Raw genomic sequence first — 19,007 nt, forward strand, 5'->3', positions numbered from 1 at the left:
TCCGGTAACCCGGGCGTCCCCGCGCCGCCGCTGAGGCGAGCAGGAAGAGTCAAGAGCCGAGACCACATCCATGAACTCCAGGAAAAACACCCCTAACAAGCCCGGCGAGAGAGCCCCTGGCAAGAGCCCCGCCCGGAAGGTGGACGAGCTCCACGTGCCCCAGACCAGGTCGGAGTATCTGAGGCAGTGGTTCGGGCGTCTGCCAAAGCTCCGGTTGTATCTCTTTCTCCTGTTCGTTACCTGGCTCTGCTTGACCGCGCTGGTCAGCCTCGATTCCCGCCTGTTCACCTTTTTCGGGCTCCAGGACAGCGGCCAGCAATACGAGGTCGGCAACGTCGCGGAAGAGGACGTATACGCGCCGCACAACATAACTTATGATGACCCCGTGGCCACTCGGCAGCAGCGCGAGAGCGCTGCGGATCAGGCCCCCGAGTCTTACCGCCAGAGCGGGGAGGTTACCCAGAGTGTCCTCGGGGAGGTGCCGGTATTCTTCGAGGAAGTGCGCGCGATACGCTCGTCCGACGCCAGCACCGAGGAGAAGCAGGGCCGCATAGAGTCCGCCGCCCCCTTCTACCTGCCGGAGAGCACCCTGCGCTCGCTGGTCTTCGTTGATTCCGGGCAGCTAGATGAGGTCGAGCGGTACACCAGAGAGAACCTCGAAGAACTCTACTCCTCCACGGCGGTCGCCGACGATGGTCTGGAGGGGGCTCCGGCCACCGTAATCTCCGTTTCCGAGGCCCGGGACCGGCTTTCAGAGGCCGCCCGCCGGGACGCTTCCGGGGAGACGGGAGCCCTCGTGGAGGTCTTGAGCCGGGGATTTCTGGAGAGCGACTACGTGGTCGACCGGAGCGAGACCCAGCAGGACAGGGATGAGGCGGCCTCCGGTGTGCAGCCGGTACAGGCAAACATCCAGCAGGGTGAGCAGATAATCTCGCGGGGTGAGATCATAGACGAGCGGGACATCGTCCAGCTCGAGGCCCTGGGAGTTATAGGCGGCAGCGCCTCCTGGAAGTTCCTCCTGGGTATCGGCCTCGTTATCGCGGCGGAGATGGGCGTCGGCTGGTACTTCCTGGAGCGGTTCGGCAATCGGATACTCCGCACCAAGCAGGTCATCAGGGTCACGCTCGCCGCCTCGCTGACCATACTCTTTACGGCGCTCGCCCGGGTCTTCGTGGAGCTCTCGGTGCCGTCACAGGTGATACCCCTCGCGGGGCTGAGTATCATCGGGACCATACTCCTCGGGCCACGCCTGATGTTCTTGATGGTCGTGATCTCCAGCGTCAACGTCGGCATCATCGCCGGCAACGACTTCTTCCTGACCGCCGCGCTCCTGATCTCATCCGGCTTCGCCATCTACACCGCGGTGCGGGTTGGCTCGCGCACGCAGCTACTCTGGGCCGGAATATTCATCGCGCTCGTAACCTCCGTGGTAATGTTCGCGGTGAGTCTGATCGGGGAAAGCGCCTTCGGCGCCGCGCTGTGGCAGGGGCTATTGGGCCTGGCGAACGGGATACTATCCCTGATGATAGCGATGGCGCTCCTGCCGCTCCTGGAGAACGCCTTCAACATCCTCACCCCGATGAAGCTCCTGGAGCTATCCGACCCCGGCAGGCCGCTCATACAGAAGCTACTGCGCAAGGCGCCCGGAACCTTCTCCCACTCCATGCAGGTCGGCAACCTCGCAGAGAACGCCGCGGAGCGCATCGGGGCCGATACCCTGCTGGCCCGGGTCGGGGCCTACTACCACGACGTCGGCAAGCTGGAGCATCCCGGGTACTTTATCGAGAACCAGATCTCGGGCGTCAACCCCCACGACGAGCTCTCGCCGGCCCTCTCGGCCCGGATAATCCGGCGCCACGTCAAGGACGGCGTCGAGATAGGCCGGGCCTGGAGCCTGCCGGAAGAGATACTGGACATAATCGCCCAGCATCACGGTACCAGCCGCATCGAGTACTTCTATCGCAAGGCTCTGCAAGAGGCCCCGGACACCGGCGCGGCGAACGGCAACGGCGGCGTCCGGGAGGCGGATTTCCGCTACGGGAGCCTGCCAAAGAGCAAGGAGGCCGGTATCATAATGCTCGCGGACTCCGTCGAGGCCATCGTGAAGTCCATCGAAAAGCCGACCCCCAAACGCATCGAGGATGTGGTCGAGCAGACGGTCCACCAGAAGCTGGACGACGGACAGTTCGACGAGTGCGAGCTCACCATGCGCGAGATACACGCCTTCGGCGAGGCGATCCGGGAGGCCATAATCGGGTTCCTCGGGCCCCGCATAGAGTACCCGGGCTCTAAAGAGTCTAAAGAGAAGCCCGACGCTCCCGCGAAGTCTCCGGGTGGCGGCCGGCCTGCCGGAGCTGCGGCGGAGACGAAGACCTGAGCTCCGGGTCTTTCAGCGTAGAAGTGGTGGACGACGCGGGCTACGGCCTCCTCACGCCGGAACGCGCCACCCGGCTCTGCTCCTCGGCTCTCCAGGCCAGGGGCTTCGACCCGGATAGGTCCGGGGAGCTCTCCGTCGCTTTCGTAGGGGCCGACGATATACACACCCTAAACATCGACTTTAGAGATAAGGATGAACCCACCGACGTCCTCAGCTTCACCGTGGACGGTCCGGGTGGGGAGATGGTGGGTGAGATCGTGATCTACGCGGGCTACGTTGATTGTGAAGAGGGGGCCGTGGAGGAGTTGGTGGTGCACGGCGCGCTGCACCTGACGGGTATGGATCACGGCGAGGACTTCGAGGCCAGCGAGATGTCCCGCGTGCAAGAAGAGGTGCTGAGACAGGCCGGGAGAAGGGCGTGACGGGTAAGACCGAAAAACAATCGCCCGCCAGATCTAGCCACGGCCGGCGGCAGACAGTGAGGAAGAGCTTCTCTAACGCTTACGTTGGTATGTCGTACTGCGTGCGCACGCAGCGCAACCTCAGGATACACCTTGCCGTAACCGTCCTGGTGTTGCTACTGTCCGCCGTGCTCCGCGTAAGCCTGCCGGAGCTCGCCGTGCTGGTTTTCTGCATAATGGTGGTCATCGTGGCGGAGATGCTGAACACCGCCCTGGAGTGCGCCGTGGACCTGGTAACTAGTGACTACCATCCCCTGGCCAAGCTCTCCAAGGACATCTCCGCCGGAGCGGTCCTGGTGGCGAGCCTCGGCGCGGCGGTGGTGGGGGCGATCATCTTCCTGCCAAGGCTCTGGCAGCTCCTGACGGGCGGACTGGCCGTATACGCTCCGGTGGTGGAAGTCATGGGTAAACTTATATGAGAGGTTTAGGGATGGAGTCTAGAGAGGCTATGAGCCACGCGGAGGAGGCCGCAGAGGGGGCCTACGCACCCTACAGCGGTTTTCGGGTGGGTGCCGCCGTGGTAACGGAGGCCGGAGGGGTCTACCCGGGATGTAACGTGGAGAACGCCTCTTACGGGCTCGCCATGTGCGCCGAGCGTAACGCGGTGGCCGCGATGGTGCTGGACGCCGGAGGAGACGAGAGGCCCCGGATAAGCTACGTCGCGGTCACGAGCCCGGACGCCGCGCCCACTTTCCCCTGCGGAGCCTGCCGTCAGGTATTGCACGAGTTCGGCTGCCGGGAGGTCTTCGTCCGGGAAGCCGGCGACGTGGGCGACGTGGGCGACGTGGGGGGTGTGAGAGGTTACCCGTTCGAGGACATCCTGCCGAACGCCTTTGGTCCCGAGGATCTGCGGGAGTGATCCCCGACGATTTCACCGAGGGTGGCTTCAGGAGCGGCTTCATCGCCGTAGTAGGACGCCCGAATGTCGGTAAGTCCACCCTGATGAATCGCCTGGTTGGGGACAAGGTCTCCATTACCAGCCCGCGGGCCCAGACGACCCGCAGCCCCGTGCGCGGGGTGCGTAACGGCGACGGATACCAGGCGGTGTTCGTGGATACGCCCGGCTCGCAGAAGCCCCGCGACACGCTGCGCGGCAGGATGCAGGAGCAGGTCGTCGAGAGTCTCTCCGAGGCGGACGTTATCCTGCTGGTCCTGGACGCGGCTGACCTCATAGGTAGCGGAGTGGGGAGCGGAGACCGTTACGTGGCCCGGCTGGTCTCCGCTACCGACACTCCCGTGATCGCCTGCCTTAACAAGGCGGATCTCCTCGAAAAGCAGGAAGACGCCCTGCCGCTCGTGGACGAGGTCATGGGCCTCGGTGAGTGGCGGGAGACCTTCCTGGTGAGTGCTTCACGGGGTCTGAATGCCGAGCCGCTGATGCGGGCGGTGGCGGGGATGTTACCCGAAGGCCCGAGGTACTTCCCCGACGACCTGAAGACCGACTACCCCGAGTCCCTGATCCTCGCCGAGTACGTGCGGGAGAAGGCGCTCTCCGCCCTGCGCGAGGAGGTGCCCCACGCGATAGCCGTCGAGATAGAGGAGGTCGAGCGCGGAGAAGGACGCACCGTGGTCTACGCGATAATACACGTAGAGCGTACCTCGCAGCGTATGATCGTGCTCGGCAAGAACGGCCGTACCATAAAGCAGATCGGCTCCGAGGCCCGCCGTGACGTGGAACGCCTGCTGGGCACCAGTATATACCTCGACCTGAAGGTTAAGGTTTCTCCGGGATGGCGGAGTGACCGGGGGTTTCTGGAGCGGCTCGGTTTATAATACGGGTATCCTCGTCTTCGTGGCGTGTGACGATTTCGTGCGGGTCCTGTGGGTTTCGTGGGTTTCGTGGGTTTCGTGGTTTTTGTAGGTTCCGTGAGTTTAAGGGGGAGCAGCTTTTGAGCATGAGGGTCCGGGAGTTCGCGAAGACCGTGGACCACACCGTACTAAAGCCCGACGCCACCGAGGAGGACATGCGTCGCGTCTGCGAGGAGGCGGCGCGTTACCACTTTGCGGCGGTGTGTATACCCCCGTGCTACGTCAGGCTCGCCGCCGGAGAGCTCCGGGGTACGGACGTGAAGGTTGCGACGGTGATCTCTTTCCCGTTCGGCGCCGACACGACCGCCGTCAAGAACGCCGCCGTGCGGGACGCCATAGCCGGCGGGGCGGTGGAGCTCGACGTGGTAATGAACGTCTCAAGGTTCCTCTCCGGGGATTTCTCGTACGTCGCCGGGGAGCTCAGTAGCATGAACCAGGAGATCAGCGCGGTCGCCATGAACAACGGGCTCAACGACGTCGTGATGAAGGTTATCGTGGAGACCGCGTACCTCACCGACGAAATGAAGCGGCTCGCTACCCGGATGGTCGCCGCGAGCGGCGCGGACTTTATAAAGACCTCGACCGGCTTCGCTCCACTGGGGGCGACCCTGGAAGACGTGTCGCTCTTACGGGAAGAAGCCCCGGAAGGTCTCGGCGTCAAGGCTTCGGGCGGCATCCGCACGCTGGAGGACTCTCTGGACATGCTGAACGCCGGGGCCTCCAGGCTCGGGTTGAGCGGCAGCGCCGGGATAATGCAGGAGGCCGAGAATGGCGCCCTACAAGAGTAGGGGTATCGTGCTGAGATCCATCCGGTACGGAGAGGCCGACCGGATACTGGATCTCTATACCCTGGATGGAGGGCTCGTCTCCGCCATAGCCAAGGGTATCCGCCGCACCAAGTCGCGCTTCGGGGCCCGCCTGGAGCCTCTCTCGTGCGTCGAGTTCGTGGCCTACGGGGGCCGCAACCTGGATACCGTGACCCAGGCCGAGACCCTGCGTAGCTTCCACCCCATACGTGAAAACCTCGGGCGGCTGGAAGCGGCCGGCCGGATGGCCCGCGACGTGCGCGCCCTCTCCGGCGGCGACGAGGCCGACCGCCGGGTTTTCAACCTCCTGTACCATGCTCTGGATGCGCTGGAGTCCAAGGAAGAGGGGTTCGGCGGTGTCGAGGCAGCCTTTGGCATGAAGCTCGCCATGCTCGCGGGGTACGCGCCGGAGGTTGACTCGTGTGTTAGCTGCTCCGCGCCTCTCGAAGCTCCGGGAGATTCGGAGGGTCTGGTGAGTTTCTCCCCGGAGCTTGGCGGCCTGCTCTGCGGGGAGTGCAAGGCCGTCTCGCGCGAGGCGTTTCCGCTGCCGCCCGGCGCCCCCGAGCGCCTGCGCGGCCTGCTCGCTCTCTCGATGAAGGAGATACCCCGCGAGCCGAAGTTCGAGGAGAGCCTTCTGCGCGTGGTCCACTCCCACATACAGGCCCACGCTCCGGCCGCCATCCAGTCCCGGCGAGCCGGGAAAACCCCCGGTCCCCGGGTGTTGGGATCCGCGTGAGCCAAGCCGGGTTACTAAAGGCCTGCACGGAGACCGCCGGGCGCGCCGTCCCCGAGCCGCCCGACGGTATACGAAACGAGTTCCAGCGCGACCGTGACCGCATAATACACGCAAAGGCTTTCCGGCGACTAATGCACAAGACCCAGGTGTTCGTCTCGCCCGACGGGGATCACTTCCGCACGCGGCTCACCCACACGCTGGAGATGATGCAGATCTCCCGCACCATCGCCCGTGCCCTCGGGCTGGACGAGGATCTCACGGAGGCGATCTCGCTCGGCCACGATCTCGGCCACACTCCGTTCGGCCACACCGGTGAGGAGGCCCTGAATCGGAAACTCGAACCCTACGGCCGTAGCTTCCGGCACAACGAGCACTCCCTGCGCGTGGTGGACGTGCTGGAGAAGGAGGGGGCCGGGCTCAACCTGACCCGCGAGGTACGCGACGGCATTCTCAACCACCGCGGCGACGCCCACCCCTCGACCTGGGAGGCCGCCATCGTGCGCACCGCAGACCGCATAGCCTACGTCAATCACGACATCGACGACGCCATCCGGGCCGACATTATCTCCGCCGGGCGCCTTCCGGAAGCGCCGGTACGGGTACTGGGGGACCACACGAGCGCCAGAATAGACACGCTCGTCAGGGATATGATCTCCACCTCGCAGCGGGCGCGGGCCATCTCCCTCTCCAGAGACGTGCATGAGGCCCTCGTAGAGCTGCGTGCCTGGCTCTTCACGAACGTCTACCATAACCCCCTCTCCCGGGAAGACGGCAAGGCCGAAGAGGTGGTGGGAGACCTCTTCGACTACTATCTGTCCCGCCCCACGGAGAGAAGCGGGGACGGTTCGGACCCTTTAACCGCAACCGTGGATTTCCTCGCCGGAATGACCGACCGTTACGCCCTCTCCAAACACCGGAGGATCGCTATGGAACCTCTTTCACGGCACACGGATGACGTGAACCGGGGAGTGGAATAGATTTCCCAAGAGAGCCTCAGCCTATTAAGAGCGGGTGGCAGAGTTTACGGCGTCAAGCTTTCTCGCTTTGTCTTGAGGTACGCAGTGGCCCGTACCCTTCGCGCTTGTCCTGAGTTATGAGGCCGAAGCGTTCTTCAGCGCGTCTATCCTTTCTCCCGCATCCGGGGTTTTTACAGGGCCCTTGAAAGCCTGTAGACCTTCCGCCCCAGAACGAAATGGAAGATAATGAGTGTGAACATGCCGAACACAGGACCGAGTGTAGAGGCAGGGTCAACGAGCATGAGCGAGGCGCCTCCGAACCCGAGCACCCCGAGGACCACGCCCGCCCCTCCCAAGACCCTGCCGAAGGCCGGCGCCCGGAGCATAGCCACTCCGAGGCAAATGAGACCTATCGACAGTAGGACAAACCCGGCTAGGAGCATCGCTTCGAGTATGCCCATGGTCGCCTGCCACAGGAATACTAGCGTCGCCTGCTCCTCAGGGGTCGTTCCAGGAGCATGGTAGAGGTTGGAGAGCGGGACTTGCGCAACATGATGTAGGGCTTGGGCCGCCCAAACAACGAGGCCCATAATGCCCAGAACGCTCCCGAAGAGAGCGGGCGCCAGGCTCCACCGCCACATGGCACGATACAAGGCGAGGAAATGTGGGACCCACAAGATAACGACGGCGAGGAACAAGCTGTTCTCTACCGTGCGCCCCGCCCTGATTTCCGGGAATCTTTCGATCAGGTACGCCGCCGACTCCTCGAGGGTTACGAACACGCCGACGAAGACGAAGGTAACGACCATGAGGACGCTGCCCAGCATGCCCGCCAGTCCGCCCCATCGTAGGACGCTTCTCTCTCCATCCTCCATACTCCGCAGGTCGTTCATCTCTGTGTGCGCGGTCGCTTCCATTAGCTTCCTCCAGGATTGCTGGCCCGGTCATTTCCAAAGTTACGCACGCTGTACAAGCCGAACACGTTTCTTTACCTACTCGTAACGCTATCGTTCGTGATCCATCGCCCTGGCCTCCTTTCCCGAAAGTTCTGCTCCTGCATGAGAGGTCAGAGCTACGAAGAACGCGCGCAATCTCCGTACCACCGCGCTCTGGCTATCGCGCAACACGAGTCTCCCCAGCCATCCGAACCACACCATTTCACCCAGCCTGAAACCAATCTCCAGCACCCCAAGAGCCGAGGAGAGCGTGAGGACTCCTGCCAAACCCACGAACACGCCGAGGTAGTTCAACGCCCTCGGAAGCCTCCCTTCCAGCAAAGCCCTCCAGGTAACCAGCAGGACCCACGTGCCACCCACAACCTCAACCCTGCCGACCAATACTTCGAGCACTGAGCCAATCGTCAACCAAAGAGCCGCAGCTTGAGGTGAGTTTGTGAGGACGTACGGTACGTTCAGGAGACCAGATATGTCGATAAACACATACACGAGTCCTGCAGCTACTCCGACGTTTTTAATCGCTTTCATATGGGTGCCACCTACACTTTAGACGTGCTCATCTGAACGCCGTCTGGATCCGCTTTGGCAGTACCGAAGACGGTTGCGGATGGATTGAATCCTTTGATTATCAGCCACGCTGCCAAGACAATTTGCTGCAAGCCCCACGGGAGAATCAGGGTGATGTAGGTTGGCGTTACGACATCTATGAAACGGAACATTATTAACAGGCTCGCCGATATGGCCAGAGCAACCCCGATAACTCCCCAGACCGACAACCATCGGGGGACGAGTTTTGATCGATACAATATATAGTAGAGCATTAGATCGCCTATGCTCAAAGCCAGGAACAGTGCCACATGGTTTACTAGATCACGCCCTTCCCGCAATAATCCGCCCAAGGTTTGAAAGTATGATGAACCCGGGGCTCCGGCTATTACAAACTCCTGGCTCAACGGCAAAAACAACAGCAGGAGGACTACGCCGATAATTTGGAAGGCTTCCGCAATGATCCTGAAACCGACAAACCCAAGAGACAGGCTGACGCTATACTTGCGTAAGATCGGGTATAGCGCAAGTGCAAAGCCAACATACGCAGGGACCATGAGAAACTGGAAAAATGCTCCCTTTAGAACTTGGTCTGTGCTCTCGGAGACTTTTTCGAGGCAATCTGGACCCTCTACGCTAGGAACGACACTCAGTAAGCCCGCAACCGTTCCGACTATTATCAACACCCCCGCAATTACTGCGGTCCTCCGGCTTGTTTTCATTTTCTCGTTTCCTCGTGTTTCACGGCTATGTTCTGCGGTGGCCTTCCGTCGTCGGGCATACTCGCCCAGGCTCCGTTTCGGCCCCCGAAAACGGTTGCGGATGGATTGAATCCTTTGACTATCAGCCACGCTGCCAGGACCATCTCTTGTAAGCCTTTTGGAAGGATCAAGATGTTATAGATCGGCCCCAAAACCTCGGTGGCACCGAACATAACCAACAAGCCCGAAGCCAAATACAGTACTCCCGCAATGAGACCCCACCCTGACAGCCATTGAGGAACGAGCTTTGTTCGATATAACAAGTAATTGAATATCAGGGAGCCTAGGGAAAAGACTATCGTCAGGATGACACCACCGGCAATCTCTAGCGACGCTTCCAACCATAGGTTGCCCAGAGCTTGAACATTGGAAGCGTCCGAGGCCGCAGCTTGGACGTACAGTTGACTTAGCGGCACCATTAGTAGCCACATGGCTGCTGTGGCAAGATAGGCGATTGCCTCGAACCCGCTCCTGAAGACGACGTAGCCGAGCGCCAGAGCTTCGTTGTGTCTCCTAAGAACGGGAAACATCATAACCGGAACCATGGCGAGAACCAAGCTCATTATTACGACAAAAAGCGCTCCTGTTACCAGTCGGGTTTCGTTCGCAGGAACACTCGTAAGATGATATTGGGCAAATACAACAGGTCCTCCAAAAACATAGCTTAGTATGCCCGCAACGGTCCCGGTTATGTACAGAGCTCCTACAATTCTTGCGGTTCTATTGATCGACTTCATCGCCTCTCCTTTTCGAGTGGCTTGTTTCGGCTCCCTGTTCGACATCTAGTGCATTTGTTCGAGCGGCTTCGATACGATTGACCGAGACGAGCGGCAGTCCAAGATCACGCACTTTCCTCATCAACCCGTGTAGCGCGGCCTGATCCACTACCGGGCCGGACAAAAGCGTATCGCCCCCGTCTCCCGGCGTGATGGTCAGACCCTCGAACCAGTCCGTCCACTCGCGTCCCAGGTGGCCCCTGACCCTGATCTCGTACACCACCGGTTGATCCGGCTCAGTCTTTGTGTCGTTCTTGTTCAACGTGCTCCCGCACCTGTTGTGACCGGCTATCATAGGCTGTATTTCTTCAGTGGACATCTGCTTGCCTATGCCGGGATCGACGGCACCGATCCTCTGGTGGCGGCAGAGTGTGCGAGCGCCGAAGGTGTCTGGCGGCCAACGATCGCCGGAGCCTCGTGGGCCAGCTCGTCGTTCTCGGTCGCCTCCACCATGAACAGGGCGAAGTCCACGCGGCGCGTGATGTTGCTCTCGAGGATGGGGTCGCCCACGTGCCGGCTCCACACGGGCAGGCCCTGGCTCTCGCCCTCTTCGAGGTCGCTGCCGCGCACGACGGTCCACCTCGTGTCGCTGGCGAACACGCACCTGCATGCCTCCACCTGGTCGTCGATATCGAGGAGGCGGGAGAGGCGCAAGACCGGGCTTAAGACTTTCACGGAAGCTCGGAGCTTCCACGAGTACACGTCCTGGCCGTCGCGGGTGATGTGCCACCCGCACGAAAAGACGAGACGCGCCTCCGGAGGCGCGTGATCGAGCACCGCCTGGGCCGTACCCGTCGAGTACCCGTGGACGCCCCATGGCACCAGCACGACGAGCACCGCGTCGCACCCGGCGACCGCGCGCTTGATGATCTCGGGGTCGTTCGTCGCGCCTGGGAGGACGGTGATGCGCCCCTCGAACTCGGCGAGCTTCTCCACGCTTTTCTCCCGGCACACGCCGACCACCTCGTAACCCCGTTTCAGCGCGTGCCGCACCATATACTGTCCGAGCTTGCCGGAAGCCCCGACAATGCAGACCTTCTTCGTTGCTCCCGAATCCTCCTGCGCCTGGACGAGCTGTGGTTCGTTGGTATTCATTTCTTCTTCCCGATTCATCGTCTCTTCTCCTCCTGAATACGCCGAGGCGGCGACACTCGGGCCACCCGTTTCATGTACAGGAGCCTAGCCGCAGCGCGGTATTGACGGACAGCTACTAAAGTATGGTTTGGGGGTATTGTTCTGGAGTTGTTGAGCGTTTGATAGCTCTAAAGCTTTGGCTTTATAGTCCTCTTGGTCCGGTACTTGATACCGGATTAGGGGAAAGGCGACGGTAGGCTACAGCAGGCCTAACTCGCGGGCTCGGGCCACAGCTTCGGTGCGCCTCTCTACCATTAGTTTGCTGAAGATGATCCTGTTGTGACCCTTGACAGTGCTCAGGGCGAGGAAAAGACGCTGGCTGATCTCACGGTTCGAGAGCCCCTGGGCGATGAGTCGTAGCACTTCTAACTCACGGTGACTTAGTGGCTCCGTAGGGGACTGGACAGGGGAGAGATAGGATCCAGGTTCGCTCTTCTTCTCCTCGGCTTCAAACGCTGCCAGCAGCTTATCTACATAGCCTGGCATAATCTCACTGGCTGCTGCTTCGTACAGTAGCCGGGCCATGGGTCTACCTTCGTCCACAAAGATTCGCACGTAGCCCTCGGGCTCGGACAGCGCCAGCACATCGCCCAGGACCTGGATAGCCTCGTCCCTCTCGCCGCACGCGTGGTGAGCGACTGCCTGTAGAACCATGACCTCGAGCCGCTCATCCTCCCAACCCTTCGCCTCAGCCTGTCGGCGCAATGGCTGCAGCGCCGGCAGCGCTGAGGACGCGTCACCCCGGGCCAGCTGTGCTCGTGCCCGGCTTATGGGGAGTTCGTGGGTCTCGGCCAGATGGGCGGCTGCCGCCGATTTGCCTTGGCGGAGCAGCGTCAGAACTTGTGCAGCGGCAATCTCGGGAATCTGGAGCACGAAGTTATGCTGGCGTGCAAGCTGGCCGGCCTCGGCTAAAATAGCGGCCGAGCCGGACACGTCTCCCTGGGCGAGCTTCAGGCGGGAGAGAAATACCTTACAGCCAACGAATCTGTCAGTGTTCTCTATTTGCCGCGCCAGCGGGAGGCTCTTATACACGTGCCGCTCAGCGGCGTCCAGATCGTTCCATTGGTAGCATATACGCGCCAAGCCAAGATACGCGTCGCAGATGGGTGGCGGCGGTGCGTCACCCGCGGATTTCAGGGTGTGCCGGTAGGTCTCGGCCGCCAGATGAAGCTGATTTTCTGATTCCTGTACTCTACCCAGGCCGAGTCTGGACATCATGGCGATTACGGCGTGCCCAACCGCTTGGCAGCTAGTCAGCGCCTCAGCATAGGCCTGGCTGGCTGCGGCGCGGTCGCCCCGGAGCTGGTGGGCATAGCCCAGCGTCCAGGCAATGGAGGCGCGGACGGGCAGGTTGTCGGGGTGCAGATACTCCAGAGCGCGGCGCGCCTGGTTGATGATGGTATCTACCTGGTGCTGGGTGACGGCCACGGTGGCCCGGACGGAGGCAATACGCCCTAGCAGGTCTCGGGTTTTGGCATTTGGCTCGGCGGTATGCAGAGTATGCAGAGCCGCTTCTGCGGCCTGCGCTTTTTCTTCAACGCCGGTCACTTGACCGATCGCCAATAGCGCCGAAGCGTACGTTACCCACAACGCGGGCCGGTCATTCAGTACAGTTGTCGGCAACGAGGCAAGCCAGCTCAGTATCGGGGCCGCCGCACCACGGAACTGCAGGGGCATCCCCCCTCCTTCGATGAGGCGCTCGGCGCGTTCAACATCATTGGCGGCGGTCGCATGGTGAAAAGCCTCGACCTCGAAGCCGTTTTCTTCATACCACTGGCTGGCACGCGCGTGTAGTTCGGCCACGCTCTGCTCCTCATTCACTGCGGACGAGACGATTCTCCCTTGCAGTCTCTGCCGCAGCAACTCGGCAAAGAGATGATGGTAGCGATACCAATGCCGCTCGTTGTCCAGGGGAACGAGGAACAGGTTGGCGTGTTCTATGGTTTCCAGCGTTTCTTGTCCGGAAACAGAGGGGTCGAGCAAAACGGCATCACAAAGGGGGCCGCACAGACGGTCGAGGATAGACGTACGCAGCAGGAACACCTGGAGGCTTTCGGGCTGCTGCCCGAGGACCTCTTCGACCAGATAATCCAGCACAAAATGGTGGCTGCCGGTAAAGCATTCGATAAAGCTGGTGATGTCTTCATGGCCCTGCATCGAGATCGCGGCCAATTGCAGACCGGCGATCCAACCTTCGGTGCGGCTCTCCAGTGCAACGATGTCTCCTGCCGAGAGATCCAGGCCCATCACCTTTCCCAGAAATTCGGCGGCTTCGTCGGGCGTGAAACGCAAGTCAGTGGCGCGTAGCTCACTCAACTGGCCCCGGGCGCGCATCCGGGCGAGGGGAAGCTGCGGGTCCTCCCGGGTAGCGATGAGCAGGTGCATCCGGGGCGGCAGGTGATCTATCAGGAAAGCTAGTGCATCGTCTATCGGTTTGGCATCAATGAGATGGTAGTCATCGAGGATGAGAACGGTTTCTTCCTCGACGGTGGCGAGCTCGTTGATCAGAGTCGTCAGGATTGCCTCGGTCGATGGGGGCTGGGGGGATTGGAGTGCCCCCGACATCTCCTCCCCGATACCCTCCGTAACCGTCTGTAAGGCGGCGACCATGTAGGTGAGAAAACGTGCGGGGTCGTTATCCTCCTTATCCAGCGACAGCCAGGCGGCGGGATGCTCGAGACCAGTGAGCCATTCGCCTAGCAGCGTGGTCTTGCCGAAGCCGGCCGGGGCAGCTAGGAGAGTGAGTCTACCGTGCAGCCCCTCTTCGAGGAGCGCAACCAAGCGTGGTCGTAGGACGGCGTGTGGCCGGGGTGTAGGGACGTAGAGCTTGGTCGTTAAGATCGTCGTGGACATCGGTCGGACACAGCTCCTATCCTGCGCCTTCCGCCAGCACTAAAATGGCCACCGTATACTCCACAAAGTGTTGGTAGCCGGACGCCCCGCCAACTCTCGCCGCAGGCATCCGCTCAGCCTCGTGGAAAAGGAACCACGCCTCTAGCCAGTCTGCTTATGTAACGCATATAACTATACCAGTAGCCTCTCTATAGAGGCAAGAATTCAGGTGAAGCCGGGCTTGATTCAGTACAGTGGACAGACCAGAGTCTGTGGCATAAGTTCCGAAGAAGAGATTCCACAAATACCCATCGTGAAGGCGGAGCTGGTCAGTAGGGTACGGTTACCTACCTGAAAGGTGGCAAATATAATTCTCCTTGAGTGCCTGGAGGCTCTTTACCATCGGAGGAGTCTCATTCGTCGCCGGGTTACATGAGCTTGACCGAGTCCGAGGGAGGGTAGAGTTCGAGAAGTCAGGAAGCTGGGGCAGTGTAAGGTCACGCTGCTCGCTGATCCGGGTAAAGCTCAGAGCACTTGGAGGAGCACGGATACGAGTTTGGCGGAGAGGATGTATCGTATCTCTTGCCACTCCCCTCGGAGCACATGAACCTCCACGGTACTCATCTCTTAGACCTCGGGTTTCTAGACCGTCACGAGTGACTTGGAGCCCCGCGTATTTCGAGACGTGAGGAGAGGCGGGCTCAACGTTGTAAACTGCACGCCCGCTCGTAATAGGCCGGGTCCACCAAACAGAGGTTTTCGGATCTCCAGCCGGCACGTAAGATACTGACAGCCCGGTAGCCCACAGAGAAAACGTAAGACTAGATAGGGAGGAAGAAGCCGGGAATGAAGATAGCACCCCGGAGCATAGAGCAGGTCCGCGAGACGGCCAGCATCGTCGAGGTGGCCTCGGAGTTCACGGCGCTCAGGCGTCAGGGAGCGCACTATACCGGTCTATGCCCGTTCCCGGATCACTCCGAAAAGACCCCCTCCTTCAGCGTGACTCCGGATAAAGGCTTCTACTACTGCTTCGGATGCCAGCGCGGGGGAGACGCCATAAAGCTCGTAAGCGAGCTGCGGAACCTGTCCTTCGTGGAGTCTATAAGCTACCTAGCCGACCGCTCCGGCATCGAGCTGGAGTACGAGGGCAACTCCCCTGAAGAGGCCCGGGCCGCCCGCGAGCGTAACGAGCGCCGCCGCTCGGGATACAAAGCCCTCGCCGCCGCCGCCGCCTACTATCATAAGTACCTCTCCGAAGCCTCTTCCGATTCCGCCACCGCGGCCCGAGGGTATCTCTACGATCGTGGAATAAGTGAATCTACTATAAAAGAATTTAGGCTTGGCTTCGCCCCTGCGGGCGGTGGAGCGGGCTTTTTGCAGGTGGCTCGGAGGGTTCTGCCGGACGTGGATAGAAAGACCCTGGACGAGGCGGGGCTTTTGTCTCCCAGGGGAGGAGAGCGTTTTGCGGGCAGGATCACCTTCCCCATCTCGGACCGGCGGGGCCGTATAGTAGGTTTCGGGGCGAGGTCTCTGGGAGATGCGGAGCCGAAGTACCTCAACTCTCCGGAGACGGGGCTCTTCAATAAGCGGGATCTCGTATACGGCTTCCCCCAGGTGGCGGAGGGCATAAGAAAGCAGGGCGCGGCGCTGGTGGTCGAAGGCTACACGGACGTGCTCATGCTGTACCAGCACGGCATAAAGAACGCCGTCGCGACCCTGGGGACCGCGATGACGCCCGGCCACATAAAGACCCTGAGTCGGGACGCCGAGCAGATCTATCTGCTCTTCGACCCCGACGCCGCGGGTGAGAAGGCCATCCAGCGGGCCATGAACACGGCCATCGAGCTCAGCGTGGATCTGCGGGTACTGCGGCTACCAGAGGACCCTGCGGACTGGATGCACCACGGTCGTGGCACGCCGGAAGAGTTCGGGACGATGGTCGAATCCGCCACGCCGATACTCGAGTACAGTATCCGACGTATTGCCGAAGGAGCCCGTGGTGGCGACGCGATGAGCCGCTCCAGAGCCGTACCCGAGGTCAAAGCCCTTATACAGGAGATAAAGGATCCCGTGCTGCACCGGGAGGCCGTGCGCATAGCCTCCGAAGCCCTGGGCGTGGATTCCACCGCCCTGCAGTCGCAGGGTTCGCCAGGGGCCGCGCAGGGCACACGGAGCCCGCGCGAGCCAGGGCGAGAGGCGCAAGGCTCCGACCCGCTGTCCCGGTCGGGTAGCGAGGTGCTCGCCCTTATATTGACCAGGCCGGATCTCGCCACAAAGCCCATCAAGGAGGGGGTACAGACGGAACAAGGTCCCGTAACCCTCTCCCCGGAAGACTTCGCCGACGAGCCGCAGGCCGCGATCTTCTCCGCCCTGCAGGAAAATGTGGACGGGGACCTCGGGGATTCTCTGTCGGATGAGAGGCTGCGCCCGCACATAGATACAGTCAGCTCACTCTCCATGCAGGGCGACAGGCTTTATCCTTCCGAGGCCTCCATGCGAGTGGCCTGGTTGCGGCTCCGAATACTCCGGCGCGAGCGGGACAAGAAGCAGGCCGAGGACTTCGACCTCAAGGACCGCATACACACCGAGATACAGGGCCTCCAGAAAGCACTCCGCAGCGCCGAAGCCGACGCTTCCTGAGGGCTCTTGAAGCAGGGCCCCTTGAGCCCTATAATCTCCTGCGCAACCGTGATCCCCTGTAGCTCAATGGCAGAGCATTCGACTGTTAATCGAAGGGTTGTTGGTTCGAATCCAACCAGGGGAGCCAGAGGGCCGCGGCATCCCATCGCCGACCCTCCGCCCCGGGCCCATAGCTCAGCTGGTTAGAGCACCCGACTCATAATCGGGCGGTCGCAGGTTCGAGTCCTGCTGGGCCCACCCTATTTCCCTCCCGATCTTCTCTGGCAGACCCACCTTGCCGGCCCTCGGGTGGTCGGCCTCAGGCCAAGTTACGCAGGACTTACATGTAGTAGGTGCAACTCACGCCGGCGTACATGTGGCACAAAAATCCGACGAGAGCAGTCCGGTGCCCATACGGTGGCCATCTAGAATTTCACACTGCAATAGGGGTCCAGTACCCTTGGGGGGAGGGGTATAGGGCAAATCATGATATCTGGCGGGGGTTTTAAGGTGCTCGAGCCGTGCGTAATTGCGCGATTTGGCGCCGTATGCCAGACTCTCGCTAGTTGTGGGTCGAAATGGAGCGTAGTGGGAGGACAAGGCTCTGGCCCTTTTAGGCGAGTACGAGCACACCCTGGATGAGAAGGGGCGTTTGACTCTACCTTCCCGACTCCGCACTTATTTCGACGGTGGGATCGTGGTTACCAAGGGAGTAGACCGGTGTCTTTTCGCGTTTCCGCCCGAGGAGTGGGCGGCGTTCAAGGCGAATATCAAGGCGAACGCGGACCTTTCCTCAAAGGGGAGGCAGCTCTCGCGCATGTTCTTCTCGATGGCTTTCGAGGCCTCCCTGGACCGTCAGGGGCGGGTGTTGATCCCGCCGAAGCTGGCGGAGTACGCCGGACTCCAGCGGGATGTTACCTTGGCTGGCGTGGACGACCGGCTGGAGATCTGGGATACGCAGGAGTGGGACCGGTACCTGACCGGGGCGGACGACTCCTTCGCGGACATCGTGGAGGAGTTTGCCGGCCGGGAGTCCGGGGTGTGATGGCGGAGCCTCCCATCCGGCACGTACCGGTAATGGTCGAGGAGGCCCTCTCCGCGCTGGGGCCGCTCGATGCGCCGGGCGGGACGTTCGTCGACGCCACCTTTGGCGGCGGGGGACATAGCGCCCGCATCCTCGATGCCGTTGCGTCCGACGCCAGCCTGATCGGCGTGGATCGTGACCCGGAGGCCCGGGAGAGGGCTTCGGCGCTCGCTTTCCGGGACCCGAGGCTCTCCTTTCGCCCCGGCGCCTACGATGAGGCTCTCGAGGCGCTGGTAGGCGAAGGTATGCGGGCCGACGGGATACTGTTCGACCTCGGGCTGTCGAGCTATCAGGTGGACGAGGCGGAGCGCGGCTTCAGCTATGTGCAGGATGGACCTCTGGATATGAGGATGGATCCCGACTCGGGAGAGCCGGCCTCGGAGTTCTTGAATCGGGCGGATGGGGAGGAGATATCCCGGGTCCTCGTCGGTCACGGCGACGTGAGCCGCCAGGAGGCCCGCCGGATAGTGCGGGAGATAGAGCGCCGGAGGCCGCTCACCACGACCCTGGAGCTGTCGGAGGCCGTGCGGGCCGCACTGGGATGGGTGGAGCGGGGCGGGAACCCCGCCAAGCGAGTCTTCCAGGCCGTGCGCGTTCACGTCAACGACGAGGTGGGAAGCCTCGTGCGGGCCCTGGAGGCCGCCGAGAGGCTACTAAAACCCGGTGGCCGGCTCGTGACGATAACCTTCCACTCTGGCGAGGACCGCGTGGTCAAGAGGTTCATCTCGGACCGGGAGGGGCGCTGCGTGTGCCCGCCCGAGCTTCCGGTGTGCGTGTGTGGCGCCCGGGCCACGCTCCACAAGGGAGTCGTGCAGTCTCCCCGTCCCGGGGAGATCGAGTCCAACCCGCGTAGCGTATCCGCCAGGCTCAGGTCCGCCACCCGTACCATCGAGCCTCCCGGAGACGGGGCCTGATGGCTCAGGAGCCGAGACGGGGCCGGACCGAGGCGCCCACCCAGCCCTACGTCATGCCCGGTGAGCGGCGGCCCCCACAGAGCCCGCGGAAGAGACCGGGCCGGAGTGCCTCCGGGGCGCCGGGCCGTGTACGGAACCGGAGGCCGCATGTGCGCGGGAGGCCCGGGCCCCGGAACTCCGAGCCCCGGGGCCGGCAGCCGGGTGGGGCAAACAGACCGGGGAGGATGGGGAGGGCACAGG

At 61.9% G+C, this 19,007-nt stretch carries 18 protein-coding genes and 2 tRNA genes; 13 read left to right on the plus strand and 7 right to left on the minus strand.

The window, feature by feature from the left end:
* Positions 1-70 precede the first annotated feature (70 nt).
* From ABD53_RS15000 to ABD53_RS15035, 8 genes are all read left to right on the plus strand, one after another.
* Positions 71-2,377, plus strand: coding sequence for an HD family phosphohydrolase (locus ABD53_RS15000; RefSeq protein ID WP_047866641.1), 2,307 nt, complete (start codon positions 71-73; stop codon positions 2,375-2,377).
* Between the two features lie 26 nt (positions 2,378-2,403).
* On the plus strand, positions 2,404-2,799 hold the full coding sequence (gene ybeY, locus ABD53_RS15005) for an rRNA maturation RNase YbeY (protein WP_047866642.1): 396 nt from the start codon (positions 2,404-2,406) through the stop codon (positions 2,797-2,799).
* Between the two features lie 56 nt (positions 2,800-2,855).
* Complete coding sequence (locus tag ABD53_RS15010; protein ID WP_268778296.1) at positions 2,856-3,257, plus strand: diacylglycerol kinase family protein; 402 nt, start codon at positions 2,856-2,858, stop codon at positions 3,255-3,257.
* Between the two features lie 11 nt (positions 3,258-3,268).
* Entirely contained in the window at positions 3,269-3,697 is a 429-nt protein-coding gene (locus ABD53_RS15015; RefSeq protein ID WP_047866644.1) for a cytidine deaminase, read from the plus strand.
* On the plus strand, positions 3,694-4,611 hold the full coding sequence (gene era, locus ABD53_RS15020) for a GTPase Era (protein ID WP_235401688.1): 918 nt from the start codon (positions 3,694-3,696) through the stop codon (positions 4,609-4,611). Before ABD53_RS15015 ends, era begins: the two co-directional genes overlap by 4 nt.
* A gap of 122 nt (positions 4,612-4,733) precedes the next feature.
* Positions 4,734-5,435 carry a deoxyribose-phosphate aldolase gene (gene deoC, locus ABD53_RS15025; protein ID WP_047866656.1) on the plus strand — a complete coding sequence of 234 codons (702 nt, stop codon included), beginning with the start codon at positions 4,734-4,736 and terminating at the stop codon, positions 5,433-5,435.
* Positions 5,416-6,189, plus strand: a complete 774-nt coding sequence (recO, locus tag ABD53_RS16250; protein ID WP_053058150.1) for a DNA repair protein RecO — start codon at positions 5,416-5,418, stop codon at positions 6,187-6,189. Before deoC ends, recO begins: the two co-directional genes overlap by 20 nt.
* Positions 6,186-7,166, plus strand: coding sequence for a deoxyguanosinetriphosphate triphosphohydrolase (locus ABD53_RS15035; RefSeq protein WP_053058151.1), 981 nt, complete (start codon positions 6,186-6,188; stop codon positions 7,164-7,166). The genes recO and ABD53_RS15035 overlap by 4 nt, the downstream gene beginning before the upstream one ends.
* A 170-nt stretch (positions 7,167-7,336) precedes the next feature.
* On the opposite strand, the gene ABD53_RS15040 is transcribed toward ABD53_RS15035, so the two are convergent.
* The 7 genes from ABD53_RS15040 to ABD53_RS15070 all read right to left on the minus strand — a co-directional run bounded on the left by ABD53_RS15040 (position 7,337) and on the right by ABD53_RS15070 (position 14,171).
* Entirely contained in the window at positions 7,337-8,062 is a 726-nt protein-coding gene (locus tag ABD53_RS15040) for a DUF4386 family protein (protein ID WP_047866645.1), read from the minus strand.
* A gap of 87 nt (positions 8,063-8,149) precedes the next feature.
* Positions 8,150-8,629: a hypothetical protein gene (locus ABD53_RS15045; RefSeq protein WP_152670808.1), complete on the minus strand. Its 480-nt coding sequence runs from the start codon at positions 8,627-8,629 to the stop codon at positions 8,150-8,152.
* Positions 8,630-8,640: 11 nt separating this feature from the next.
* Positions 8,641-9,369, minus strand: a complete 729-nt coding sequence (locus ABD53_RS15050) for a DUF4386 domain-containing protein (protein ID WP_047866646.1) — start codon at positions 9,367-9,369, stop codon at positions 8,641-8,643.
* The gene (locus ABD53_RS15055; protein WP_084709749.1) at positions 9,366-10,145 is read right to left on the minus strand and encodes a DUF4386 domain-containing protein; all 780 of its coding nucleotides are present in this window, start codon (positions 10,143-10,145) and stop codon (positions 9,366-9,368) included. The genes ABD53_RS15050 and ABD53_RS15055 overlap by 4 nt, the downstream gene beginning before the upstream one ends.
* The gene (locus tag ABD53_RS17555; RefSeq protein ID WP_047866647.1) at positions 10,129-10,446 is read right to left on the minus strand and encodes a hypothetical protein; all 318 of its coding nucleotides are present in this window, start codon (positions 10,444-10,446) and stop codon (positions 10,129-10,131) included. Before ABD53_RS17555 ends, ABD53_RS15055 begins: the two co-directional genes overlap by 17 nt.
* A 65-nt stretch (positions 10,447-10,511) precedes the next feature.
* Positions 10,512-11,279, minus strand: a complete 768-nt coding sequence (locus ABD53_RS15065; RefSeq protein WP_047866661.1) for an NAD(P)-dependent oxidoreductase — start codon at positions 11,277-11,279, stop codon at positions 10,512-10,514.
* Between the two features lie 237 nt (positions 11,280-11,516).
* Positions 11,517-14,171 carry a LuxR C-terminal-related transcriptional regulator gene (locus ABD53_RS15070; protein ID WP_047866648.1) on the minus strand — a complete coding sequence of 885 codons (2,655 nt, stop codon included), beginning with the start codon at positions 14,169-14,171 and terminating at the stop codon, positions 11,517-11,519.
* Positions 14,172-14,996: 825 nt separating this feature from the next.
* Between ABD53_RS15070 and dnaG the strand changes: the two genes are divergently transcribed.
* The 5 genes from dnaG (at position 14,997) to rsmH (ending at position 18,767) form a co-directional block, all read left to right on the plus strand.
* A complete protein-coding gene (gene dnaG, locus ABD53_RS16260; protein WP_053058153.1) occupies positions 14,997-16,790 on the plus strand; it encodes a DNA primase in 1,794 nt (597 codons plus the stop codon).
* A gap of 52 nt (positions 16,791-16,842) precedes the next feature.
* Positions 16,843-16,917, plus strand: a tRNA-Asn gene (locus ABD53_RS15080).
* 36 nt (positions 16,918-16,953) lie between these two features.
* Positions 16,954-17,027 (plus strand) — tRNA-Ile (locus ABD53_RS15085).
* A 346-nt stretch (positions 17,028-17,373) separates the two neighbouring features.
* Positions 17,374-17,814, plus strand: a complete 441-nt coding sequence (gene mraZ, locus ABD53_RS15090) for a division/cell wall cluster transcriptional repressor MraZ (RefSeq protein ID WP_047866649.1) — start codon at positions 17,374-17,376, stop codon at positions 17,812-17,814.
* Positions 17,814-18,767, plus strand: coding sequence for a 16S rRNA (cytosine(1402)-N(4))-methyltransferase RsmH (gene rsmH / locus ABD53_RS15095; protein WP_047866650.1), 954 nt, complete (start codon positions 17,814-17,816; stop codon positions 18,765-18,767). The genes mraZ and rsmH overlap by 1 nt, the downstream gene beginning before the upstream one ends.
* Positions 18,768-19,007: the final 240 nt, after the last annotated feature.

It is taken from the genome of Rubrobacter aplysinae, from assembly GCF_001029505.1.
Lineage (GTDB): Bacteria > Actinomycetota > Rubrobacteria > Rubrobacterales > Rubrobacteraceae > Rubrobacter_A > Rubrobacter_A aplysinae.